This is a genomic window from Paraburkholderia sp. EB58, assembly GCF_050436665.1.
Lineage (GTDB): Bacteria > Pseudomonadota > Gammaproteobacteria > Burkholderiales > Burkholderiaceae > Paraburkholderia.
Genome location: NZ_JBNDMQ010000011.1, coordinates 197,861 through 221,174, shown reverse-complemented (window position 1 = coordinate 221,174; position 23,314 = coordinate 197,861). Strand labels below are relative to the sequence as shown.

At 61.5% G+C, this 23,314-nt stretch carries 20 protein-coding genes and 1 pseudogene; 12 read left to right on the top strand and 9 right to left on the bottom strand.

Going from position 1 to position 23,314, the window contains the following annotated elements:
- The first annotated feature begins 68 nt into the window (after nt 1-68).
- Nucleotides 69-569, top strand: coding sequence for a putative quinol monooxygenase (locus tag P3T40_RS18675; RefSeq protein WP_429269207.1), 501 nt, complete (start codon nt 69-71; stop codon nt 567-569).
- A gap of 141 nt (nt 570-710) precedes the next feature.
- Here the strand turns inward: P3T40_RS18675 and P3T40_RS18670 are convergent, their stop codons facing one another.
- Nucleotides 711-980, bottom strand: a complete 270-nt coding sequence (locus tag P3T40_RS18670) for a hypothetical protein (RefSeq protein WP_429269206.1) — start codon at nt 978-980, stop codon at nt 711-713.
- A gap of 324 nt (nt 981-1,304) precedes the next feature.
- Here P3T40_RS18670 and P3T40_RS18665 point away from each other — a divergent pair, with 324 nt between their 5' ends.
- The 6 genes from P3T40_RS18665 (at nt 1,305) to bamA (ending at nt 10,155) form a co-directional block, all read left to right on the top strand.
- Nucleotides 1,305-2,618, top strand: a complete 1,314-nt coding sequence (locus tag P3T40_RS18665; protein WP_429269205.1) for an MFS transporter — start codon at nt 1,305-1,307, stop codon at nt 2,616-2,618.
- Between the two features lie 91 nt (nt 2,619-2,709).
- Nucleotides 2,710-3,429 (top strand): SDR family oxidoreductase, encoded by a 720-nt coding sequence (locus P3T40_RS18660; RefSeq protein WP_429269204.1) that lies wholly within the window; start codon nt 2,710-2,712, stop codon nt 3,427-3,429.
- A gap of 346 nt (nt 3,430-3,775) precedes the next feature.
- Entirely contained in the window at nt 3,776-5,230 is a 1,455-nt protein-coding gene (locus P3T40_RS18655) for a catalase (protein WP_429269238.1), read from the top strand.
- A 64-nt stretch (nt 5,231-5,294) separates the two neighbouring features.
- Complete coding sequence (locus P3T40_RS18650; RefSeq protein WP_429269203.1) at nt 5,295-5,909, top strand: ankyrin repeat domain-containing protein; 615 nt, start codon at nt 5,295-5,297, stop codon at nt 5,907-5,909.
- A 138-nt stretch (nt 5,910-6,047) separates the two neighbouring features.
- Complete coding sequence (locus P3T40_RS18645; RefSeq protein WP_429269202.1) at nt 6,048-6,995, top strand: LysR family transcriptional regulator; 948 nt, start codon at nt 6,048-6,050, stop codon at nt 6,993-6,995.
- A gap of 874 nt (nt 6,996-7,869) precedes the next feature.
- Nucleotides 7,870-10,155 carry an outer membrane protein assembly factor BamA gene (gene bamA, locus P3T40_RS18640; RefSeq protein WP_429269237.1) on the top strand — a complete coding sequence of 762 codons (2,286 nt, stop codon included), beginning with the start codon at nt 7,870-7,872 and terminating at the stop codon, nt 10,153-10,155.
- Between the two features lie 22 nt (nt 10,156-10,177).
- Here the strand turns inward: bamA and P3T40_RS18635 are convergent, their stop codons facing one another.
- The 5 genes and pseudogenes from P3T40_RS18635 to P3T40_RS18615 all read right to left on the bottom strand — a co-directional run bounded on the left by P3T40_RS18635 (nt 10,178) and on the right by P3T40_RS18615 (nt 14,833).
- Entirely contained in the window at nt 10,178-11,647 is a 1,470-nt protein-coding gene (locus P3T40_RS18635; RefSeq protein ID WP_429269201.1) for an MFS transporter, read from the bottom strand.
- 203 nt (nt 11,648-11,850) lie between these two features.
- A pseudogene (locus P3T40_RS18630) lies at nt 11,851-12,006 on the bottom strand (aconitase family protein); the annotation flags it as partial.
- 11 nt (nt 12,007-12,017) lie between these two features.
- Nucleotides 12,018-12,683: a GntR family transcriptional regulator gene (locus P3T40_RS18625; RefSeq protein WP_429269200.1), complete on the bottom strand. Its 666-nt coding sequence runs from the start codon at nt 12,681-12,683 to the stop codon at nt 12,018-12,020.
- 167 nt (nt 12,684-12,850) lie between these two features.
- Nucleotides 12,851-13,537 (bottom strand): glutamine cyclotransferase, encoded by a 687-nt coding sequence (locus tag P3T40_RS18620; RefSeq protein WP_429269199.1) that lies wholly within the window; start codon nt 13,535-13,537, stop codon nt 12,851-12,853.
- Nucleotides 13,538-13,612: 75 nt separating this feature from the next.
- Nucleotides 13,613-14,833 carry a helix-turn-helix domain-containing protein gene (locus P3T40_RS18615; RefSeq protein WP_429269198.1) on the bottom strand — a complete coding sequence of 407 codons (1,221 nt, stop codon included), beginning with the start codon at nt 14,831-14,833 and terminating at the stop codon, nt 13,613-13,615.
- 231 nt (nt 14,834-15,064) lie between these two features.
- Here P3T40_RS18615 and P3T40_RS18610 point away from each other — a divergent pair, with 231 nt between their 5' ends.
- Nucleotides 15,065-15,868 carry a DUF2182 domain-containing protein gene (locus P3T40_RS18610; RefSeq protein WP_429269197.1) on the top strand — a complete coding sequence of 268 codons (804 nt, stop codon included), beginning with the start codon at nt 15,065-15,067 and terminating at the stop codon, nt 15,866-15,868.
- Between the two features lie 17 nt (nt 15,869-15,885).
- Here P3T40_RS18610 and mdeB read toward each other — a convergent pair whose 3' ends face one another.
- Entirely contained in the window at nt 15,886-18,606 is a 2,721-nt protein-coding gene (gene mdeB / locus P3T40_RS18605) for an alpha-ketoglutarate dehydrogenase (RefSeq protein WP_429269196.1), read from the bottom strand.
- Between the two features lie 152 nt (nt 18,607-18,758).
- Here mdeB and P3T40_RS18600 point away from each other — a divergent pair, with 152 nt between their 5' ends.
- A complete protein-coding gene (locus P3T40_RS18600) occupies nt 18,759-19,286 on the top strand; it encodes an Lrp/AsnC family transcriptional regulator (protein WP_074294857.1) in 528 nt (175 codons plus the stop codon).
- A gap of 33 nt (nt 19,287-19,319) precedes the next feature.
- Here P3T40_RS18600 and P3T40_RS18595 read toward each other — a convergent pair whose 3' ends face one another.
- Nucleotides 19,320-19,829: an Lrp/AsnC family transcriptional regulator gene (locus tag P3T40_RS18595; RefSeq protein ID WP_429269195.1), complete on the bottom strand. Its 510-nt coding sequence runs from the start codon at nt 19,827-19,829 to the stop codon at nt 19,320-19,322.
- A 198-nt stretch (nt 19,830-20,027) separates the two neighbouring features.
- On the opposite strand from P3T40_RS18595, the gene P3T40_RS18590 reads away from it, so the two are divergent.
- Together P3T40_RS18590 and P3T40_RS18585 are read left to right on the top strand one after the other, a co-directional pair.
- On the top strand, nt 20,028-21,044 hold the full coding sequence (locus tag P3T40_RS18590; RefSeq protein WP_429269194.1) for a 1-aminocyclopropane-1-carboxylate deaminase: 1,017 nt from the start codon (nt 20,028-20,030) through the stop codon (nt 21,042-21,044).
- Between the two features lie 59 nt (nt 21,045-21,103).
- Nucleotides 21,104-21,577, top strand: a complete 474-nt coding sequence (locus tag P3T40_RS18585; protein ID WP_429269193.1) for a hypothetical protein — start codon at nt 21,104-21,106, stop codon at nt 21,575-21,577.
- 54 nt (nt 21,578-21,631) lie between these two features.
- Here P3T40_RS18585 and P3T40_RS18580 read toward each other — a convergent pair whose 3' ends face one another.
- Entirely contained in the window at nt 21,632-22,543 is a 912-nt protein-coding gene (locus P3T40_RS18580; RefSeq protein ID WP_429269192.1) for a LysR substrate-binding domain-containing protein, read from the bottom strand.
- Nucleotides 22,544-22,662: 119 nt separating this feature from the next.
- On the opposite strand from P3T40_RS18580, the gene P3T40_RS18575 reads away from it, so the two are divergent.
- Complete coding sequence (locus tag P3T40_RS18575) at nt 22,663-23,310, top strand: glutathione S-transferase family protein (protein ID WP_429269191.1); 648 nt, start codon at nt 22,663-22,665, stop codon at nt 23,308-23,310.
- Nucleotides 23,311-23,314 lie beyond the last annotated feature (4 nt).

The following is a 23,314-nucleotide window of genomic DNA, read 5'->3' as shown; positions in this document are numbered from 1 at the left end:
CTTTTGCGCAAACGGGGCATTCATGTGTTAGCCGCGAGCCGTTAATGTATTGATGCGCCTACCGTGTGGTGGCGCACTCCAAAAGCGATTTGCCCCGCCCGCTCCGGGTGGGGCCTTTTTCGTGGCAGCGTCTGAAGGAATTCGTCTGCGACGCCGTTGCGCTGGACTTCCCGCAAGCATGCCGGGCAGCATGTATAAGCGAACGCCGCTATGATGTCTGGCGGCGATTTGCCGTCGAACCATCACCGGAGAATGCTCGAATGATCCATGTCTTTGCCACCATCACTACTCAACCCGGTCAACGGGAGGCCGTGCTCGCGCTCTTTAACAAGAACCGTCCAGCGGTGCTGGCGGAGACCGGCTGCATCAGCTACGAAGCAGTTGTCGACGTACCCGACTTTGGTGGATTTCAGACGCCGCTTGGAAACGATACGTTCGCCGTCGTCGAGCGTTGGGAAAGTACTGAAGCGTTGAAAGCGCATGCAGCCTCGGCGCATATGGCGGAATATGGCCGTAATACCGCCCCACTGCTGGCGAAGCGCGCAATCAACGTGCTCCACGCCGTCTAAACGCTGCAGCTCGCGTCCGCGTCACGACTGGCCATTTTTCTTCGACCCGGTGCGCGTCAGCCGGCGGTTGCCACGCTCGCAAGCGATCAACCGCCGCTGACGGCCGCGCGTACTATGGTGCACTAAATAATTTAGCAAAGATCAGTTGCTGGAAGACCCGGACCGTGCATCGGAAGCCTTCATATGCTGACCCGATTGCGATGCGGGATCACTCGACCCGCCATATGCCTCATTGGCATTTGCCTCAGCACGCTCGGCGGCAACCGTTTGTGCGCTTTGCCCTTGCTGCGAAGCCGGTGCGCCGATACCCGGCCGATAAAACGGCGCTGGGCCGTAGCCGCTAGCGAAAGCGGGAGCCGCAAGTGAGGTGGAAGCGGCGACCAACAGAACGGTTAGAAGCTTACTTTTCATGAGAGGACTCCAGATATATTCCAGCTTCGAATTGGCAGCACATTGTGTGCAAGTCAATCGCCTGCGATGATTTATCGAAGCTCACCTAAGCATCTTATTCGTTAAAAATAGGGGCATTCGACGTCAATACGAAAATCAGTATTGATCGAAATGCCGTAAGCCCTTTTACGCACAACTGTTTTGCGTAACGAGTAGCTTTCGCAATGCTGCGTCAGCCGCTACGCTGCCACGTTTCGGCGCGCTGCATGCCCGGCACCGCAAGCTGGGTGATCCGGGCAGCGCGTCTATATCGATCAATGGCAACACGCGGTTCAAGGAGATGGCATGGCACAGGCTAACGGGATACTCGCGTCGGGCGCAGTATCGTCGGCCGCGGTTGACGATTCGGTCTATGACAAGGTGACGCGGCGTATCGTACCGTTGCTGTTCATGTGCTATGTGGTTGCCTATCTCGACCGCGTCAACGTTGGCTTTGCAAAGATCCAGATGCTCGCGGATCTAAAGTTCAGCGAAACGGTTTATGGGCTCGGCGCCGGCATTTTCTTTCTCGGGTACTTCCTGTTCGAGGTGCCGAGCAACATACTGCTGCATCGCGTCGGCGCGCGACTCTGGATTGCGCGCGTGATGATCACCTGGTCCATCGTCTCGGCCGCGACCCTGTTCGTCAAAACCCCGACGATGTTCTACGTGCTGCGCTTCGTGCTGGGTCTCGCTGAAGCCGGACTGTTCCCCGGCGTGATCCTGTATCTGACTTACTGGTACCCGGCACGCAGGCGCGCCAACATCCTCGCGCTATTCATCACTGGCATTCCCGTTGCTGGATTAGTGGGCGCGCCCCTATCCGGCTGGATCATGAATTCAGCTTCCGGCGCGCACAACCTGGCCGGCTGGCAATGGCTATTCCTGATAGAAGCGATTCCGTCGCTGGTGATGGGGATTGTCGTACTGCTCTTTCTGGATAACAGCGTCGAGAAGGCACGCTGGCTTAGCGCCGATGAAAAGGCGCTGCTTGCACGCAACCTGGCAGACGACCGCGAAGGTGTCCAGTCCCACCGGACGCGCGACGGCTTCACCAACCCGCGCGTCTGGCTGATGTGCGTGCTGTATTTCTTCATCATGATGGGCTTGTATGGCGTGGGGTTCTATTTGCCGACGCTGATCAAGAACACCGGCGTCAGCAATCCGCTTAGCGTGGGCCTGCTTACCGCCCTGCCCTATGCCGTTGCGGTGGTTGCCATGCTGCTTGTGAGCCGCCATTCCGATGCACGCCGCGAACGGCGTTGGCATATCACGATTCCGGCATTGGCAGGCACGCTAGGCTGGATCGCAAGCGCCGCATTTATGCACGAGGCCATGCTCGCCACGATCGCGCTGACGGTAGCAACGGCAGCCGTGCTCGTCACCATGACGCAGTTCTGGGTCCTGCCGACCGCGATGCTGACCGGTGCCGCGGCCGCTTCAGGAATCGCTGTGATCAACTCGGTGGGCAATCTCGCAGGGTTTGTCAGTCCGTACCTGATTGGCGGGATCATCGATGCGACCCATTCGACCCTGCTGGCCGTAGTCGCACTCGCGGTCAGCATGCTGGTAGTGGGCGCGCTTGCGCTGACGCTGCCTAAGCGGCTGGTCAACCGCTGAGCAATCGAAAGTTCGCGGCACAGTGGGCGGTTAGCCGTCAAGCCGATGGCAATCGCCCACCCGCTTAACCCCCCCCAAAGAGAGCATCCCTATGAGCTTGAAAGACAAACGCGTCGTGGTCGCCGGCGGATCGTCCGGTATCGGCTTCGCGACCGCACTGGCGGCAGCGAACCAAGGCGCCGAGGTCATCATCGCATCGCGCAACGCCGAGCGCGTGGCCGCAGCGCTTGCGAAGCTGCCATCGAGCGCTCAAGGACAGGCGGTCGATTTCACCGATGAAGCCCAGATCAAAAGCTGGTTCGAGAAGATCGGGCCCTTCGACCACCTTGTGTACACCGCAGGCGAAGCCCTGCAGCTGGGCGCGCTGGCCGAGACCGACGTCGAAACCGCACGTCAGGCGTTCGAAGTGCGCTACTGGGGCGCGTTCAAGACCGTAAAACACGGTCATGCCTTGATCCGCAAGGGTGGTTCGATCGTGCTGACCACCGGCATCGCCAGCTTGCGGCCTAACAAGGGATGGACCGTACCGTCGAGCACGCTTGGCGCAATGGAGTCGCTGACGCGCGCGTTGGCTGTCGAGTTGGCGCCGCTGCGTGTCAACACGGTGTCGCCCGGTATCGTTCGCACGCCCCTGTGGGACAACATGAGCGAGTCCGATCGCGAGGCGATGTACAGCCACTTTGCCGCGGCACTGCCGACCGGCTACATTGGCGAAGCTGAGGACATCGCCGAGACCTATCTGTACCTCATGCAAGAGCGATTCAGCACGGGGCAGATCATCGTCGTCGACGGCGGCGGCGTACTGGTTTGAGTGTCGTACCGGATCTTTCCGTAGCAATGTGACGACGATGTACCGGCCCACGGGCCCGGTACATCGTCGTCTCTATCTCCGCCCCCCACGCGCGACGTATATCACGTTCCTCTCATCACATTGCTTTCACTTTTATTAACTAAATAGGATTACACAATTAAATTCCATTCCTATTGAAATGATAGAAAATGGAGATTGGTGATTTCAGCGCCTGAATCTTAGGATAGCAGCGGGTTTCCTCCTGACTCCGGGTTAAGACATGAAATTACTTAAGACAAAAATCGCAGCAAGCATTTTCACCATCGCCTCGGCGGTCGTCATCGCCCAACCTGGGTATGCCGAAGACATGACGCGCGACACAGGTGCGCCTGTCGGCGACAACGAAAATTCCCAGACCGCGGGTCCTGACGGTCCCGTTCTTCTGCAGGACTCGAGTCTCATCGAGAAACTGCAGCGCTTCGATCGGGAGCGCATCCCGGAGCGCGTCGTCCACGCGCGCGGCACGGGCCTCTTCGGTGAGTTCGTTCCCACCGCCGACATCAGTTCGCTGACCAGCGCGAAGGTGTTCACGCCGGGCACCAAGACTCCGGTCTTTGTACGCTTCTCGACCGTGATGGGCTATCGCGGATCTCCGGAGCAAGCGCGCGACCCGCGTGGCTTCGCCATCAAGTTCTACACCCAACAAGGCAACTGGGACATGGTCGGCATCAACTGGCCGATCTTCTTCATCCGCGATGCGATCAAGTTCCCGGACTTCGTGCATGCGAACAAGCCTTCAGCCGTGACGGGCGTTCAGGATCCGAACCTGGCTTTTGACTTCTTCGCCCACACGCCGGAAGCAACGAACATGCTGACGCACCTCTACACCGATGAGGGGATGCCGGATTCATACCGTCACATGGACGGTTTTGGCGTGCATGCGTTCAAGTTCGTCAACGCCCAAGGGGAAGTTCACTACGTGAAGTTCCACTGGAAGAGCCGTCAGGGCATCGAAGGAATTCGCCCCCAGGATATCCAGCATTCGATCGGCGCGGACTGGAATCTGATGACGGATGATCTGTACAACTCAGTGAAGGCACATTCGTATCCGCAGTGGGACCTCTATATTCAGGTTATGTCGCCGAAGGATCTGGCCAAGTACGATTTCGATCCGCTCGATGACACGAAGGTATGGCCGTCGTCGATTCCGGAGGAAAAGGTCGGCACAATGACGCTTAACCGCATTCCGGACAACTACTTCCAATCCACGGAAGAGTCGGCGTTCGCGCCGTCGCGCCTCGTGCCGGGCATTGAGCCTTCCGAGGACAAGATGTTGCAGGGCCGCCTGTTCGCCTACGCCGACACGCAAATGTATCGCCTCGGCGCGAACTACAACGATCTGCCGATTAACCGTCCGATCGTCCCGGTGAACAACAACAACCAGGACGGCAAGATGAACTACGACGATCGCAAGGGCGAAGTGAACTACGAGCCCTCCACCGTCGGCGAAATCGCCCAGAACGCCAGGTACAAGTATGTACAGACGCCGCTCAGTGGCACGACCCAGCAAACGGCGATCCACAAGACGCTCGACTTCCGTCAGGCTGGTGAGTACTACCGGAGCTTGTCCGACATGGACAAGGCTGATCTGATCACGGCGTTGTCGGGCGACCTGGGCCGTGTGACGAACGACACGAACAAGTACACGATGCTGTCGTACTTCTATAAGGCCGATTCGGACTACGGTACCCGCCTTGCGCACGCAACGAACGCAGACGTGAGCCGCGTGAAGGATCTCGCTTCACATCTGAGCGATAACTGATGCGTTATGGGCCTGCGCAAGCAGGCCTGCCACTTCTTGAATACGATTCCCGACGGAGAATGTAATGCGAGGATTTTCTACCGTGCAGCGGCTGGTTCGCACCGCGGCGGTCGCTGTCATAGCCGCGCTGTTGACAGCCAGTTGTGCGCAGCACATGTATCTATCGGGAACGTACTCGGGCGCCGCTGACGCGCCACGGTATACAGACGACTGGTTTGCCGCTGCGCGTGCCGGGCGTACCGATATCGTGCAGGCATTGATCGACGCGCATTTCCCCCTCGAGACGAAGACATCCGAGGGCTATACGGCGCTTATTCTCAGCGCCTACGACAATCATCCGGACACGCTGAAGGCGCTGCTCGCTGCGGGTGCCAATGCATGCGCCGCGGATCGGAATGGCAATACGGCTCTCATGGGCGCGCTTTTCAAAGGCGAGACGAACATTGCGAACACTCTGCTCGACACGCATTGCGCTATCGATCAAACCAATAATGCAGGCGAAACGGCGCTCTCGTTTGCCGCGCTGTTCGGCCGGCTCGATATGATTCCAGTGCTCGTGGCACACGGCGCGAACATCAACCACGTCGATGCACGCGGAGGTACCGCGCTGCAAATGGCCCTCGCGCAACGTAACACCTCTGCAGCGGATGCACTGCGCCAGGCGGGCGCGACACAGTAAGCTCGCGCACTTGCCGTTCCGGAGCGAACAGGGATATGCTGCCCTTTTCGCTTTTGTCTTCCGGTCGGAGGCTTTAGTGTATCTCTGCCTTCGAGTCGTGAATTCCCGTTTCTGCAAGTCAGAATTGCGCCAGGATCAATGGACTATTTTTCAGCGGTACACGCTTTCGTACGTGCGGCGGAGCTGCAGAGCTTCAGCAAAGCTGCGCGCGAAATGGCTGTAAAGACCTCGACCATCTCGCGATATGTGAGCGACCTCGAGAAAGATCTTGGTATCGCGCTCTTCAATCGCTCGACACGGGGTCTCGTGCTGACAGAGGGCGGCAGGGTATTTCGTGAGCGCGCGATCCTGGCACTCGATGCGCTCGATGACGCGCGGCAAGCCACGTCGTCCCTGAATAGCACGCCGCAGGGTCTGCTGCGCGTGACGATGCCATCCGCATTCGGGCGCCGGCACGTCGTGCCGCACCTTCCAGCATTCATGACCCGCTACCCGGACATTGACCTCGACCTCGTGCTGACGGGCGATACCCTGAACATGATCGATGCTGGGATTGACCTGGCCATTCGCGCCGGGGTCCTGTCCGATTCTTCATTGATGGCCCGACGTCTCGCGCCACATCGGCGCATCGTCTGCGGCAGTCCGGAATATTTCGAGCGAAACGGGATGCCGTCTGTGCCTTCGGACCTCGCGGGTCATGAATCACTGCGCGTGGCGCTGCCGCCGGGTGACAAATGGTTTCTCACCCGCACGGCAAATTCAAAAGCCGCGTTGGAGCAGACACTCGTTGAATTGAAGGGCCGGTTGCGTGGAAACGACTCCGAGGCTGTGCTCGACCTCGCGCAGGCGGGATGCGGCATCGCTCTCCTGCCGACCTGGCTCGTGGGCGCAGCGCTACGCGAGGGACGCCTGATCCGCGCACTCCCAGAATGGGAAGCACGGGCGGGCAAGGCCGAACCGGCTATCTGGGCGGTCTATCCACCGAAAAAGATTGTGTCCTCAAAGGTGCGCTCGTTTGTCGACTTCTTTGCGGAGGTGATCGGCGAGCCACCGTACTGGGAAGACGGCCTCACCGAGCACGCATGAGGCGTGGCGCTGGTTGCAACATCGTCCAAATGTTGTGCGGCTTTGCCTCTATCAGAAAACCTGACTAGCTTGCGTTACAGGGCCACACCGACCTCTATTTTCCATGCCCCCCGCCCGCTCCACCTGCGGCGCCGCCGCCGTGCCCCATGCCTGCGCTGTGAGCCGCGCCGCTGTTAAAAGTGGAGCTTCCTTCGGCGCTGTGGGTGCCGGGGCTGCCATGCATGCCGTTGTTCCCGTGTAAATCATTGTCTGGGTGAGGCAACCGGTCGGGCCGGTGGTCGACGTGACCGCCGCCGCCGTTGCTCGGTGGGCATCGGTTAAGAGAGTCATCTGCGAGATTGGGATCGCAAACCTGAGCAAACGCGATACCCGGTGAAACGAAAGGCGCAGCCAGACCGGCCAAAAGCGTCAACATCACGAGTGATTTGGACATCATGTCCCCCTTGCTTATCGGCACAACGATCTCTGTACAACGATCGAGGACGCCCGACTATTCCACTTATTTTATTTTTCGCGCGCCGGAATATTCGCGAGCCCGGTGACGTTTTCCACCCTTGACGCCGCCTCGGTCGGTGGTTACCAGAGTCGGATTTGCCAGGTGACGTGCCTCCGTGTCTTCGACTAGCGGAGTGCTTCACATTCGTGGACGGTAGACATGGACATTCGCGAACGGACCGGCGGTGCCTGCGCTAATCAAAGGCCTCGTCCAGGGCAGCGGCGTCTCGGGCTTCAGGTTGCAATAGAACAACGAGTCGCTCCTCCATCCGCACCTCGCGAGTCGTCCATTGGACAACACGTGGCAGCGGTTTTCGTGTCTACGTGGATTTTTTTTCGCTCGCTCTGCATGAAAGCAAAAATCTTGTTGTCCCGCTGCTTGAGGGCACTGACCCTCGTCAGCCTAAGTGCGTCGACAGTGTCGGCGAGCGCAGCTGATTCATTTGTGGTTCGCGACATCCGGCTCGAAGGCTTGCAACGCGTCGAACCGAACACCGTTTTCTCGTATCTGCCCATCAAGCAGGGCGACACCTTCACCGACGACAAGGCTTCTGAAGCAATCCGTGCGCTTTACGCGACCGGCTTCTTCAATGACGTCAAGATCTCGACCGAAGGCGATGTCGTCATCGTGCAGGTGCAGGAGCGTCCCGCGATCGGCACGATCGACTTCTCGGGTCTCCACGAATTCGACAAGGACAACCTGACCAAGGCGCTGAACTCGGTCGGGCTGTCGCTCGGCCGTTACTACGACAAGTCGCTGGTCGACCGCGCCCAGCAGGAACTGAAACGCCAGTACCTGACGCACGGCTACTACGCCGCCGAAGTCACGACCACCGTCACGCCGATTGACCGCGACCGCGTCGGCCTGCTGTTCTCGGTGATCGAAGGTCCGAGCGCGAAGATCCGCCAGATCAACTTCATCGGCAACAAGGTGTTTAGCGACGGCACGCTGCGCGATGAAATGCAGCAGTCCACGCCGAACTGGTTCTCGTGGTACACGAAGAACGACCTGTACTCGAAAGACAAGCTGACCACCGACCTCGAGAACCTCCGCGCGTACTATCTGGATCGCGGCTACCTCGAGTTCAACATCGATTCGACCCAGGTCTCGCTGTCGCCGGACAAGAAAGATATGTACCTGACGCTCACGCTGCACGAGGGTGAGCCGTACACGATTTCCGGCATCCATCTGGCGGGCAACCTGCTGGACCGCGGTCCGGAACTGCAGAAGCTGGTGAAGATCAAGGCGGGCGACCGCTTCTCGGCGGCCAAGCTGAAGGCCGCCACCAAGGCGGTGGTCGACAAGCTAGGCGAATACGGTTACGCATTTGCCACAGTGAACGCGCAGCCGCAGATCGACCAGAAAAACCACACGGCCGACCTGACACTGCAGGTCGACCCGAGCCGCCGGGTGTACGTGCGAACCATCAACATCGTCGGTAACACCCGCACGCGCGACGAAGTGATCCGCCGCGAAATGCGCCAACTCGAAAGCTCGTGGTTTGACTCCAGCCGCCTTGCGTTGTCGAAAGACCGCATCAACCGTCTCGGCTATTTCACCGACGTCGATGTCACCACCGTGCCCGTCGAAGGCACCGCCGACGAAGTCGACATCAACGTCAAGGTGACAGAAAAGCCGACCGGTTCAGTGACGCTGGGTCTCGGCTACGGTTCCGGCGAAGGCCCGATCATTTCGGCGGGCGTGTCGCAGGACAACGTGTTCGGTTCGGGCACGAGCCTCGCGGTCAACGTGAACACGGCGACGACGTTCCGCACGCTGACCGTCACCCAGGTGGACCCGTACTTCACGGTGGACGGCATCAAGCGTATTACCGACGTTTACTACCGCACCAGTGAACCGCTCGATTTCTCCAGCGTGAACGACACAAGCTTCCGCATCATTACGCTCGGCGCGGACCTCAAATTCGGCATCCCGTTCTCCGAAGCCGACATGGTGTACTTCGGTCTCGGCATCGAACAGAATCGTCTGGACGTCGACTCGACCACGCCGCAAAGTTATATCGACTACGTCAACTCCTTCGGGCGCGTGTCGAACAACATTCCGCTGACGGTAGGCTGGTCGCGCGATAGCCGGGACAGCGCACTGGTACCGAGCCGCGGTTACTTCACGCAGTTCAACGCCGAATGGGGTTCGCCGCTGGGCAGTACGCCGTACTATAAGACGGATATTCAGGCACAGTACTACTACTCATTTGCGCGCGGCTTCGTGCTGGGCCTGAACTTCCAGGGTGGTTACGGCAACGGCCTCGACGGCAAGCCGTATCCGATTTTCAAGAACTATTACGCTGGCGGTATCGGTTCGGTGCGCGGCTACGAGCCGAGTTCGCTAGGTCCGCGCGATGTGACGACAGGCGATCCGATCGGCGGTTCGAAGATGCTGGTCGGCAACATCGAATTGACGTTCCCGCTGCCGGGTACCGGCTACGACCGCACGCTGCGCGTCTTCACGTTCTTCGACGGCGGTAACGTCTGGGGCACGGAAGGCAACAGCGTGGGCGCCAACGGCTTGCGGTACGCGTACGGTGCGGGTCTCGCGTGGATCTCGCCAATCGGGCCGCTCAAACTCAGCTTGGGTTTCCCGCTTGTGAAGCACGCCGGCGACCAGTACCAGAAATTCCAGTTCCAGATCGGGACGGCGTTCTAGGATGGCTTGCGGGTTACCGGCGCTAGTGAGAAATCTTCTCCAGTTCAATGCCCTTCGTGCGCGGCCCCATCACACCGATTACCAGCATCACGATCAGCATCGCCCCGGCGATAAACACGAACACCCCGGTCGTGCCAAACTCCTTTAACGTCGCCGCAATCAGAAATGCTGTGAAGATCGCTGAAAAACGGCTCCACGAATAGACGAAGCCGACTGCGCGCGCCCGGATGCTGGTCGGAAACAGTTCGGCCTGATACGCGTGGAAACTGTAGGACATGATATTGCTGCCCAACGTCAATCCAACGCCAAGACACACTAGCAGGATGGCCGCAGTCGTCTGACTGAACCACAGCCCGCACGCGATGATAAGTCCCGCCATTGCGACGATCACGCTCTTGCGCTCGAACTTGTCCGCGATGAACAGGCCAATGATAGGGCCGATCGGCGCAGCGAGCGCGATGATGCTCGAATAGGCAAGGCTGGTCGTTACGGTAATGCCCTGCTTGATCAGCAACGTGGGTACCCAGTTCGCGAAGCCGTAGAAGCCCACCGTCTGGAATACGTTGAAGATCGTCATCATCAGCGTGCGGCTGCGGTACGGCGGCACCCACATGTCGCGGAAGCTGCCGCGCGGCGCGACCGGCATCGGCGGCGCGGGCGGCGGCAATTCGCGGCCGTATTCACTGCGCACCTTTGCTTCGAGGTCGGTCATCACGCGGTCGGCTTCTTCGAGGCGTCCTTGTTGCGCGAGCCAGCGCGGACTTTCGGGCAGCGCCCGGCGGATCCACCAGACGAACAGTGCACCATGTGCGCCGATCAGCACCACCCAGCGCCAGCCGTCGAGACCAAACGGCGCGTGCGGCACCAGCAGGTATGAGAGAAACGCCACTACCGGTACCGCCGCAAAGCCAACCGCCTGCTCGCAGGCGAACGCCCGGCCGCGAATCTGCTTGGGTACCAGCTCCGAGATGTACGTCCCAATCGTCACCAGTTCGACGCCGATTCCCACGCCCGCCAGGAAGCGCCAGAAATTGAGTCCGGTTGCGGTCTCCTGAAAAGCCATTATCACGTTAGCCGCGGTGTACCACAGCAGCGAATACGTGAAGACCGCGCGGCGCCCGAAGCGGTCGGCGAGGAAACCGCAGGCGATCGTGCCGATAAACAGCCCCGAGAACAGCGCAGCAATAAAGCTCGCGACGCCGGTGCTGCCGAACAGGCCGTGCGTGGTCGCCGTCAGCAAGCCGCTTTTGACGAGGCCCGGCGCGACGTAGCCCGTGTAGAGCAGATCGTAGAGTTCGAAGAAGAACCCGAGGCTCAGCAGAACGACGAGCTTCCAGATGGAACGCGTCGCCGGCAACCGGTCGAGGCGCGCGGAAATCGTGCCGGCATCGAGCGGCGCTGCGGCGCGAGGATCGCTCGCGTGGCCTGCGCCGGCGTGAGCGCTAGCGCCAGCCGCGGGCGTGACGGACCCGGTTTGTTCGGGGTTTGCCATGAAGTCTCCTTTCTGTGTGAGGCCGGTCTTGAGCCGGCTCTCCGTAGCGAGCGTGTACCAAGGCACCGAAGCCCCACCGCCGGACGTACCCGAGCGTTAAGGCCGCCGTGGCGCAGGTACGCTGGACGGCCAGGGCGTCGGTCCGATGGAATGCCAGGCAAAAGGCCTGGCCAGCATTCTAGCCGCGAGCGCCCTTCAATTGTTCGCAACGCGCCGTCAATCTGGATGCGCAGCGTCTGCGGCACCTTGCAGCGCACGTAACCCGTCACCCAGCTATTGGCGATTTCCGTTGCGCCCGCGCCGAATGCGAGGCAGCCAAGCGCGCCGGAGTGCGGCGTATGCGAATCCGTAGCATCCGCTTCCCCTGCCTCTACTCCGCCTCCAGCATCCGCATCGCGGCCTTTTCCGCATTGGCGACGTGCAAGCGCGCCGCAGCTTCCGCCGCCTCGGCATTGCGCGCCTTCAGCGCCTTATAGAGCTTGTCGATCTCCTTCAGGCTGGCTGGCAAGCGGTCGGGGTGCATGAGCGAGGTCGCACGCAGCAGATTGACGCGCGAATAGAGGCTGGTCAGCATCTCCTTGATCAGCCCATTGCCACAGTTGTCCAGCAGAACGTCATAGAGATCGGTCTTCGCTTTAAGCACCGCCTCCTGACTGCCGGACAGTGCCGCGACCTTCAGCGCCTCTGCACCTTCGCCGAATCGTACGATGGACGCATCGTCGGCGTGGCGGGTGAATTCAGCCGCGGCGTATCCCTCGAGCAAGCCGCGGATCGCGTACAATTCGGCCGCTTCCTGCTTTGAAATCACCGCGACGGTCGGCCCCTTGTGCGGCACGATGCGCACCAGCTTTTCGGCTTCGAGCCGCCGCAGCGCTTCGCGGACCGAGGTCCGGCTGACACTCAACGACTCGCACAGTTCACGCTCGATCAGGCGCGCTCCAGGCGCAAAGCGCCCGGACATGATCGCCTGACGCAGTACGTGCTCGACCTGATGACGCAGTGTCTCAGGCCGCACCAACTCCATTTCTGCCGCCATGATTGTATTCCCGTCTGACAATGTGCATGGCGCATATGTTACTCGAATCCATGCAGCGGACGGGAATGAACTCACCTGATCGGGAGGCGCGGGACGGATGGGTGGCGGCGCGAGCGAAACGGGTAGGACCGTTACACGATCCCCAAACCCGGACACGCCCGCTTCGCTTACTCGCTGGTGGAGTCCTCGGAACTCACGGAACCTCCACGCGTTGCAGCGCCTCGTCTGGGCCGGCGCACGGCCCTCACCTTCCCGCTTGTCCCACCACCGCAGAAGAATTGCTCGGCGCCATCGGACTCGAGTCCTGACACGATTATGCCAGGCGGCATCTCAAGCCTCTCCAGGACCTTGCCGCTTTGCGGATCGATTCGCCGCAGTTCGCTCTGCTCACCTTCCCAGGTGCCATGCCAGAGTTCCCCGTCGACCCACGTCACCCCAGTGACAAACCGGTTGGACTCAATGGTGCGAAGAATCGCCCCTGTAGCGGGATCGATCTGGTGGATCTTGCGGTCCCGATACTGCCCTACCCATAGCGAACCTTCGGCCCACGTCAGCCCCGAATCGCCGCCACCACCAGGCGCCGGGATCGTAGCGAGCACACGGCCGGTCTTCGGATCGATCTTCTGGATACGCTCCTCGGCGATCTGGAACAGATGCTGGCCGTCGAAGGCCGTGCCCGCATCGGCGGCCACATCAATCGTGCGCAGCGTCTCCCCGCTCGCCGGATCGAAGGCATTTAGCTTGTCTCCGGCAGCGATCCAGACTTGCTGACCGTCATAGGTGACGCCAGCCACCTTGTCGACACCCGGAAAGGGTCCGTATTCACCGACGATTTCGGCCGCTGATCGATTCATGTTTCCACCTTGGGGACCAGGTTAAGGAAAGTGCCGGGCTGGGGGCCTCAGCAGTCAACGATTCATGCCTCTATCCTACTCACCCGGCAGTGGAACAGGGAGTAACAAGGTCGTCGCGAATCCGGGCACGGGCGATGCCATCCAGCGACGTGCCCGCCCGTGACCAAACGGCTGCACCTTGCCGGCCTCCGCAAGCGAGTCGAGCGCCCGCTGCACGGTGCGCTGGCTGGCGCCCAGCGCAAGCGCGAGCGCCGAGCTCGACCACGACTCGCCGTCGGCGAGCAAGGCCACCACCCCCGCATGTTCCCCTTCGACGGGCCGCTCCAGCGCGACAGCCTCGTCAGTGCCACGCGGCACCAGCACAAATCCGCGCTGCGTCGCCTCCACGCCGGCCAGCGGCGCAAGCACGGTACGAAGCCGCCCGACTTCGACCCGCAGCCGCGCGCGATGCGATTCGTCGGCGCGCTTCGCCCGAAATGCCCGCGCGACGAGCGCATCCCTCGGCACGTCAGCCGGCCACGCTTCGGCTAGCGCGCGTGCGATCACGAACAGGACAGGCCGCCTTGCGAGCGAAACCACGGTGTGTGCATCACGCACGACCTGACGGCAAGCGTCGACGACGAGCACCTTCGACGCGAATAAAGCCTCAACCTCCTCAAGCAGCAGCAGCCGTGCCTCGCCGCGCGCAATCAGGCGCGCCGCGGGCGTGTTCAGCGTGAGAGCTGCGCTTTCGACCTCGGCCGTCAGCGCGGGAATGCCGGCTTGGCGCGCGGCATGTTCGGCCCGCACGAGCGCAGCGCGCGCGGGCTTCGTCTGCAGGCGGCGCAGCGCGACGCCCGCCACGGCCAACTCGTGGGCCGCTCTCAACGCGGGCGGCAAGGGCGCGGGGTCGAGCCCGGCGAGCGTGCGCTCAGTTTCTTCGAGCCGCCCAATAAGAAGCTGGCGCCGGACCTCGAGATACCGCGCATGTGCGGCGTTGACGTGATCGCCATGGGCTTCGAGCGTCGCTTGCGCCGCCTCGAGTGCCTTCGCAGACCAGCTCAGATCCCGCGAGGCAAGCGCGATCTCGGCCTCCGCAACGACACATCGCGCGCGGGCCATAGCCTCCTTCGAACCGAAGGCGCGCGCCGCACTTCGTAACAGCGCCTTCGCCCGCACCAGATCGCCGAGTTGCGCCATCGCGATGCCGCGCAGCGCGAGCGCAGGCGGGTCGTCGCGCAAGGCGACGCGCTTCAGTGCGCCGAGTGGGTCCCCTGCGGCAAGCGCACGGGCCGCGGCCGTGATTAGCGAGTCCATGACCTATTTGAATCCCGCCACACTTGTCACTCCCATCGTTCGAGGCCCCGGACCTAATCTATCACGACCAACCACCCACCCGTCGTATCAGGAACTGTGAGAACGACGCAGGATACCTAAGGAACGCCCCCAAAGGGCGCAACGAGACGCGCATCTGGTGGCGCCTTCATGACGAGTACGACCAGCGCTGAGCCAGGTCGTGGGTATCGCTGCCGCGCAAGGAGAAACGTGATGTCACGACGCAGGCTTTCCAGACGTGCTTCGCAGTGCGTCTTTTTCGGCATCGCTGCGCTGCTCTTCACCGCCAGCGCAGCGGCGACGATCGTCTGGAGCGCGTCCATGTCGTCAATGGGCCGCATGCCGATGCCCGGCGGCTGGACGATGTCGCTGGCGTGGACGCGTATGTGCGGACAGACGTGGCTGGACCTCGCGGCGTCGTTCCTCGGCATGTGGGTCGTGATGATGGTGGCCATGATGCTGCCATCCCTCACACCCATGTTGTGGCGCTATCGTGAGGCCTTAGGCAGGGCTGGTACGACGCGTCTCACCCGGTTGACCATAGCAGTGGGTCTCGCGTATTTCCTGGTGTGGACTGTGTTCGGCGTGGCCGCCTTTGCGCTCGGCTTGCTGCTCACGGCGCTAGAAATGCAATGGCCGGCGCTCGCACGCGCCGCTCCTGCCACGACCGCCGTGGTCGTCCTCGCCGCCGGCGCGCTACAGCTCACGCCCTGGAAGGCCCGTCATCTTGCCTGCTGCCGCAATGCTTCAGGGTGCGGACTTACTTTGCTGGCGCGCGCCGCTGCGGCCTGGCAACACGGCCTGCGCCTCGGCCTGAGTTGTGGCTGTTGCTGCGCCGGTCTGACGGCAATCCTGCTCGTCATCGGAGTCATGGACCTTCGCGCGATGGCAGCCGTCACCGCAGCCGTCACCGTCGAACGTCTCGCACCCGCCGGCGAACGCGTGGCGCGAGCGATCGGCGCGGTCGTCGTCGGGTCAGGGCTGCTGCTGATCGCACAAGCGGCCGGCCTCGGATGATGGATGGCCTCGCGCGATTACCGCTCCCAGGACGCTCCGCCATCACTGTTACCTTTTCCATATCGCGCCAGTGCCTCTGCAAGCACCTTCGCTTCAAGGTCTCCCTCATCGACCAGTGCCTTCAACGCCGCAATCACAATCGACGCCCGATCCACTTCAAAGAACTCTCGCAATGCGGCCCGCGTATCGCTGCGTCCGAAGCCGTCCGTGCCAAGCGTTACATACCGTCGCGGCACATAAGCCCGAATCAGCTCCGGCACCGCGCGCACATAATCGGTCGCGGCAATCACAGGGCCCTTCGACGCCCCAAGCGCCGACGTGACATACGGCGCAGCACCGGCCCCACCAAGCCTGGAAATCCGCTCAGCCGCCATACCGTCACGCTGCAACTCGGTAAAACTCGTCACGCTCCAGACCGCTGCGTCGACACCCCAATCGTCCTTCAGCATCTTCTGCGCGGCGATCACCTCGCCGAGAATCGCGCCCGCGCCGAGCAGTTGCACGCGCGCCGCTTCGCCCGAGTCAGACGGCAGCGGATAAATCCCCTTCAGAATCCCCTCGCGCACGCCTTGCAAATCACCCTCAGGCACCGAGGGCTGTGCATAGTTCTCGTTCATCACCGTGACGCAATAGAACACGTCGCGCTGCTGCTCCACCATCTCCCGCATGCCCTCATCGACAATCACCGCCACTTCATACGCGAACGCCGGATCGTAGGCACGGCAATTCGGAATCGTCGATGCCGCGAGATGGCTGGTGCCGTCCTGATGTTGCAGCCCCTCCCCGCCGAGCGTGGTCTTGCCTGCGGTGGCGCCAATCAGGAAGCCACGAGCGCGTTGATCGGCAGCGGCCCAGATAATGTCGCCGATCCGCTGAAAGCCGAACATCGAGTAATAGATGTAGAACGGCAGCATCGGCAGGTTGTGAACGCTATAGGAGGTTGCCGCCGCGATCCACGACGACACCGCGCCTGCCTCCGAAATTCCCTCTTCGAGAATCTGTCCTTTGGTATCCTCACGGTAATACAGCATCGACCCAAGATCTTCGGGCTCATACAGCTGCCCCAGCGGCGAATAGATGCCAACCTGACGAAACATGTTCGCCATGCCGAAGGTCCGCGCCTCATCGGCGACGATCGGTACCACGCGCTGGCCAATTTCCGCATCCTTCAATAACGCAGTGAGCATGCGCACCAGCGCCATCGTCGTGGACATCTCCCGTCCGTTCGCCTCCAGCGCGAATTGCCCCCAGGTGTGCAGCGAAGGAACGGTCAGCCCCTTCGCTGCGACTCTCCGCCTTCTGGGCAGATAGCCTCCCAAGGCAGCCCGGCGTGCATGCAGATACTGCATTTCCGGGCTGTTTTCTGCTGGCTTGTAAAACTTGACCTGCTCGACGTCTTCGTCCGAGAGCGGCAAGCGGAAGCGATCGCGGAATGCCTTCAAGTCGTCGAAATCGAGCTTCTTTTGCTGATGGGTCGTCATCCTGCCCTGCCCCGAGGTGCCCATGCCAAAGCCTTTCATGGTCTTCGCAAGGATCACCGTGGGCTGGCCGCGATGCGCCAGCGCTTTGGCGTACGCCGCATGCAGCTTGCGCACGTCGTGGCCGCCGCGGCGCAGGCGGTCGATCTCCTCGTCGCTCAGTTGCGCGGCAAGCGCCGCGAGTTCGGCGTTCTGGCCGAAGAAGCGCTCGCGGTTGTACGCGCCGTCATTCGCCGAAAAAGTCTGGAACTGACCGTCCACCGTGTGCGCGAAGGCCCGCGCCAACGCACCTGTACTATCCCGCGCAAACAGCGCATCCCAGTCCGAGCCCCACACCACCTTGATCACGTTCCAGCCGGCACCGCTGAAGTGCGCCTCCAGTTCGTCGATGATGCGGCCGTTACTGCGCACCGGGCCGTCAAGGCGCTGCAGATTGCAGTTGATCACGAACACGAGATTGTCTAGCCCTTCGCGCGCGGCGAGTGACAACGCGCCCATCGATTCCGGCTCGTCCATTTCGCCATCGCCGAAAAAGCCCCACACCTTGCGGCCTTCCGTTTGAGCCAGGCCGCGGTTCTGCAGATAGCGCATGAAACGCGCCTGATAAATCGAGTTGATCGGCCCGATGCCCATCGAGCCAGTCGGAAACTGCCAGAAGTCTGGCATCAGCCACGGATGCGGATAGGAACACAAACCCGGTCCCGCGATTTCTCGCCGGTAGTGCTGCAGGTTTTCTTCGTTCAGGAATCCTTCGAGATACGCCCGCGCATACACGCCCGGCGACGAGTGCGGCTGAAAGTAGACGAGGTCGCCGCCGCTGCCCTCGCCTTCCTCCGGCGCAGCCGCCTGGAAGAAGTGATTGAAGCCCACCTCGAACAGATCCGCCGCCGACGCATAGCTCGCAATGTGTCCACCGAGTTCGCCGTATGCTTTGTTGGCGCGCACCACCATGGCCAAAGCGTTCCAGCGCAGTGCGGCGGCGAGCCGCTCCTCGAGTTCGAGATTGCCCGGATAGCGGGGTTGCTGGTCGAAGCTGATCGTATTGACGTACGGCGTGACACGCGCACCGGGCGACTCGACGCCCAGCGACTGCGCATGTGCCGAAAGCCGGTCGAACAGGAACTGCGCGCGCTCACGGCCAACGTGCGCCACGACCGCATCTAACGCCTCCAGCCACTCGGCTGTTTCCTCGGGATCGCTGTCGTCCCGACCGCGCTCAAGAGCGCCCAACTGCACTGCACCGCTCGACAAATCCGTCATGGCACCACTCCCGCAAGGAGGCATCCGGTTCAAAAACGATTGACTCCATGGTAACCATCAACCTGCAAAATATGCCTCTCATTTGCTTGTCACTCCCGCTCCGGATAGTGTATTTATTCTGCATACACCTCCATTTCCGGAATCTTTCATCTATGACAACGCCGCCGAAACGGCTCGACCGCATCGATATCGGGATCCTCAGCCAGTTGCAGCAAAACGCCCGCATCACCAATTCCGAGCTGGCGCGCGCGGTCAACCTGTCGCCTACGCCTTGCTTTAACCGGGTGCGCGCCCTCGAGAAGCTCGGCCTGTTCAAGCAGCAGGTGACGTTGCTCAATCCCGAGCCGTTAGGGCTGCGGATCAACGTGTTTATTCAGGTGAGCCTGGAAAAACAGGTGGAGGACGCGCTGCAGCGCTTCGAGCAGGCCATCTCGGAGCGGCCCGAGGTGATGGAGTGTTATCTGATGACGGGCGATGCCGACTATCTGTTGCGCGTGGTAATGCCGGACATGCCGACGCTTGAGCGCTTCATCCTCGAACATCTGACGAAAATACCGGGCGTCTCCAACATCCGCTCCAGCTTTGCGCTCAAACAGGTGCGCTACAAGACGGCGCTGCCGCTGCCGGCGTCAGGGCTGACGCTGGTCGATCCGGATGACGTCGCGACGGACTGGCAGTGAATGCGCGGCGATTCATAACCGAAGCGGCCAGTGCTAAACAGGAATGCTCGTGGTCGAAAGAATCTCCTTGAGCACCACAAAGCTGCGGATCTGCCGCACCCCCGGCAGATAAAGCAACTGCTCGGCATGCAAGCGGTTAAAGCTGTCGCTGTCTCTTGTGCGCACCAGCATGAAGTAATCGAACTCGCCCGTCACGACGTGACATTCCATGCATCCGGACACCTTCTGCGCGGCCTTTTCGAAGTCGGCAAAGGAATCCGGCGTCGAACGGTCGAGCACCACGCCGATCATCACCAGCATGCCGGCTTCCAGCGCCTTTGCGTTGAGCAGCGCCACTACGCCGCGTATCAGACCCATTTCCTTGAGACGTTCAACCCGCCGCAGGCAAGCCGGCGCGCTGAGATTCACCTTGGCCGCGAGCGCCACGTTCGAGATCGATGCATCGCGCTGCAACTGGCGCAGGATGGCCCGGTCGACGCGATCGATCTCCGGGCTTGACTGGCGGCCCTCCGGCGCAGACGTACGAAATTTTCTTGCGGGCATGGCGCTCATCACGAAGTAAATAAAGGTCAAAAATACCACCGACCTACTTAAAGCCAAAATTCGCCGCTATTTTCGCAACCTCATTTCCTCGATAGTTTCTTACCATACTCTTCATCGCAGCATCGGCCACGAGCCCAAAGCGAGTCGTCCGCTCAGGGTAACGGGGTGCTGGGACTCTCTTTATCACCGGAGCCTCACATGAACCTCAAGAAATTCCCGCGCCATTCGCTCACTTTCGGTCCCACGCCCATCCAGCCCCTGCGGCGCCTGAGCCAGCACCTGGGCGGCAAAGTCGAGCTGTATGCCAAACGCGAAGACTGCAACAGCGGACTGGCGTTCGGTGGCAACAAGACGCGCAAGCTCGAATACCTGATTCCCGAAGCGTTGGCGCAGGGCTGCGATACGCTGGTGTCGATCGGTGGGATCCAGTCGAATCAAACGCGCCAGGTGGCAGCCGTTGCTGCGCATCTCGGCATGAAGTGCGTGCTCGTGCAGGAAAACTGGGTGAACTACTCGGACGCCGTGTATGACCGCGTGGGCAACATCCAGATGTCGCGCATCATGGGCGCGGATGTGCGGCTCGTGCCCGACGGTTTCGATATCGGCTTTCGCAAAAGCTGGGAAGACGCGCTAGAAAGCGTGCGTGCGGCAGGCGGCAAGCCTTACGCGATTCCGGCCGGATGCTCGGATCACCCGTTAGGAGGCCTCGGCTTTGTGGGCTTCGCGGAAGAAGTGCGGCAGCAGGAAGCGGAACTCGGCTTCAAGTTCGACTACATCGTTGTGTGCTCGGTGACCGGCAGCACGCAAGCGGGGATGGTGGTGGGCTTTGCCGCAGATGGCCGCGCCGAGCGGGTGATCGGCATCGATGCGTCGGCCAGGCCCACACAAACGCGCGACCAGATATTCCGGATTGCGAAACAAACTGCCGAGCAGGTCGAACTGGGACGCGACATCGTCGCGAAGGATATCGTCCTTGATGAACGGTACGGTGGCCCGGAATACGGTCTGCCGAATGAAGGCACGATGGAAGCCATCCGCCTCTGCGCAAAACTCGAAGGCATGCTGACCGATCCCGTCTACGAAGGCAAGTCGATGCAAGGCATGATCGACAAGGTACGGCTTGGCGAGTTTCCTGCCGGTTCGAAGGTGCTCTATGCGCACCTGGGCGGTGTGCCGGCGTTGAGCGCCTATAGTTTCCTGTTCCGCAACGGGTGACAGGAACGCTTGGGGGTAGTCCACGCAATGCACGAGCTTGAGAGCCAACGGAGAACGTTATGCAACCCGGTGTTGAAGCACACCCCTCGCGTTGGCTTTGGCATCGGGAGCCGTCGCGCCTCACGCAAGTCTGCATCGTCACCGACGCGACGGTGGAGGACACCTTCGAACAGGCGTTGTCTACGCGTCTGGGAAATTCACCCCAGGTCGCGTGGCTGCACCTGACCGATCCTGCCGCGACACACGGCGAATGGTTAGCGTCACGCGAACACGCGCATGGTCAGGCCCATGCGCGTGGATCGGAAAACGCCCTGGAACAGGCCATCGATCCGCTCCCGCGCGACAGCCGCCTCTTGCTGTGCGCCCAGGATCTGGCCGGGCTAGAGTGGCTAGGCGGCGTGCTCGGACAGCAGGTTTTCTTTGCACACTATCGTCCGGAGGCTAACCACGAGACGCAGGCCAATGACGTCGTCGCGACCGTGGAAGAGGTACTGCGCGCCTCGTTGACAGCAAAGTGGGGAGATAGTTACTGAGCCACGCAAGCGCCGCAAAGTGCGCTGCGCGCGTTGCCCGGCGCCGCCTCCTGATCAAGCCGCTTCAGTACCGAGATGCGCCTTGAGCGCATCGATAAACACGCGCACCTTGGGCGCCGGATACCGCGCCGACGGGAACAGCGCATGAATGCCCGCTGGCGCGGTGGACCACTCCGGCAGCAGGCGGACCAGCCGTCCCGCTGCGACATCCTCGCCAATCGAAAAGTCCGTCAGCGCCGCGACGCCGCCGCCCGCGAGGGTCGCCGCCCGGCATGCCGGCGCCGTGTCCGCAAGAAATCCCGTCTTGAAGCGCACGGTCTGCTTGCGGCCTCGGGCGTTTTCCAGAGAAACCGACAGCGGCTTGGCCAACACCGCCATGCCGACATACGGCAACGCAGCCAGCGCCCCAAGCGTAGGCGGTGTGCCCCACTCCTCCACAAACGCGGGACTGGCGACAAGCCAGCGCGAGTAGTTGGCGATTTTCACCGCACGATGGCTCGAATCGGCCAGCCGTCCCACTCGGATCGCAACATCGATACCCTCGGCAAGCAGATTCACCAGACGGTCGTTCGACACGAGTTCGATGTTGAGCTCCGGATGCTGCTGCCGCAGTGCCACCAGCACGGGTGCGACCACGATTGTGCCGTAATCGACCGGCGTGGCGACGCGTAGCGTGCCGCGCAACACGGTGCCGCCCTGTTCGACCGCCTGGAGCGCCGCGTCGGCAATACTCAGGATGAGCCGGCTCGCTTCGTAGAACGCCTTGCCCGCCTCCGTCACGCTGACGCGCCGTGTAGTGCGCACCAGCAGGCTGGCCCCCACTTCCGCCTCGAGCCGCTGCATGTGCGTGCTGACCATGGTCTTCGCGATTCCAAGCCGGTCGGCCGCCGCCGTCAGGGAACCCGCCTCGATCACCGCCACAAAAACCGCCAGCCGGTTGAGGTTCACATCGCTCGCGCTAGCCATTCGATTGTCCACTTTAAGAGGATAGAGTAACCACGATTATCCGTCTTCTCAGTTCATTCGGCGAGGCATAAGCTACCTGAACCTACCAACCATCCCTTTCCGCTTCAAAGGCGCATTCCATGTCCTCTTCCAAGCCCGCCCAACCCATCCGGCTGCATACCACCCTGTTGTCCGGTCACGGGCATCGCGTCAAGCTGTTCCTGACGCTGCTCGACCTGCCGTTCACCACGATCGAGCTCAACATGGCGGCCGGCGACAACCGCAAGCCTGCGCATCTTGCGCTCAATCCGTTTGGCGAAGTGCCGGTGATCGAAGACGGGGATGTGGTGTTGAGCGACTCGAATGCGATCCTCGTGTACCTCGCACGCAAATATGGCGATTCGTCCTGGCTGCCCGACGATCCGCTCGGCGCCGCCGCCGTGCAGCGTTGGCTCTCGCTTGCCGCCGGCAAGATCGCCTACGGCCCGTGCGCGGCACGGCTGGTCACGTTGTTTGGGGCGCCGCGCCACCTGGAAACTGCTCAAGAAATTGCTGTGAACCTCTTTAAGGTGCTCGACGACGAGTTCCGCGACAAGCCGCTCGCGATTGGTCAAACGCCGACGATTGCCGACATTGCCGCGCATTCGTATATCGCCCATGCGCCCGAAGGCGGCATCTCGCTGGAACCGTATCCGCATATTCGCGCGTGGCTCAAGCGAATCGAAGCGCTGCCGCGCTTCCTGCCGATGCCGTCCAGCAAAGCCGGGCTGCTCGCTGAGGCTGAATAGCCCA

Bases quoted from the DNA above. Each gene is read 5' to 3' on its own strand.
- P3T40_RS18670 (WP_429269206.1), bottom strand. From the start codon at position 980: ATGAAAAGTAAGCTTCTAACCGTTCTGTTGGTCGCCGCTTCCACCTCA.
- P3T40_RS18665 (WP_429269205.1), top strand. From the start codon at position 1,305: ATGGCACAGGCTAACGGGATACTCGCGTCGGGCGCAGTATCGTCGGCC.
- P3T40_RS18660 (WP_429269204.1), top strand. From the start codon at position 2,710: ATGAGCTTGAAAGACAAACGCGTCGTGGTCGCCGGCGGATCGTCCGGT.
- P3T40_RS18655 (WP_429269238.1), top strand. From the start codon at position 3,776: ATGACGCGCGACACAGGTGCGCCTGTCGGCGACAACGAAAATTCCCAG.
- P3T40_RS18650 (WP_429269203.1), top strand. From the start codon at position 5,295: ATGCGAGGATTTTCTACCGTGCAGCGGCTGGTTCGCACCGCGGCGGTC.
- P3T40_RS18645 (WP_429269202.1), top strand. From the start codon at position 6,048: ATGGACTATTTTTCAGCGGTACACGCTTTCGTACGTGCGGCGGAGCTG.
- P3T40_RS18635 (WP_429269201.1), bottom strand. From the start codon at position 11,647: ATGGCAAACCCCGAACAAACCGGGTCCGTCACGCCCGCGGCTGGCGCT.
- P3T40_RS18625 (WP_429269200.1), bottom strand. From the start codon at position 12,683: ATGGCGGCAGAAATGGAGTTGGTGCGGCCTGAGACACTGCGTCATCAG.
- P3T40_RS18620 (WP_429269199.1), bottom strand. From the start codon at position 13,537: ATGAATCGATCAGCGGCCGAAATCGTCGGTGAATACGGACCCTTTCCG.
- P3T40_RS18615 (WP_429269198.1), bottom strand. From the start codon at position 14,833: ATGGACTCGCTAATCACGGCCGCGGCCCGTGCGCTTGCCGCAGGGGAC.
- P3T40_RS18610 (WP_429269197.1), top strand. From the start codon at position 15,065: ATGTCACGACGCAGGCTTTCCAGACGTGCTTCGCAGTGCGTCTTTTTC.
- mdeB (WP_429269196.1), bottom strand. From the start codon at position 18,606: ATGACGGATTTGTCGAGCGGTGCAGTGCAGTTGGGCGCTCTTGAGCGC.
- P3T40_RS18600 (WP_074294857.1), top strand. From the start codon at position 18,759: ATGACAACGCCGCCGAAACGGCTCGACCGCATCGATATCGGGATCCTC.
- P3T40_RS18595 (WP_429269195.1), bottom strand. From the start codon at position 19,829: ATGCCCGCAAGAAAATTTCGTACGTCTGCGCCGGAGGGCCGCCAGTCA.
- P3T40_RS18590 (WP_429269194.1), top strand. From the start codon at position 20,028: ATGAACCTCAAGAAATTCCCGCGCCATTCGCTCACTTTCGGTCCCACG.
- P3T40_RS18585 (WP_429269193.1), top strand. From the start codon at position 21,104: ATGCAACCCGGTGTTGAAGCACACCCCTCGCGTTGGCTTTGGCATCGG.
- P3T40_RS18580 (WP_429269192.1), bottom strand. From the start codon at position 22,543: ATGGCTAGCGCGAGCGATGTGAACCTCAACCGGCTGGCGGTTTTTGTG.
- P3T40_RS18575 (WP_429269191.1), top strand. From the start codon at position 22,663: ATGTCCTCTTCCAAGCCCGCCCAACCCATCCGGCTGCATACCACCCTG.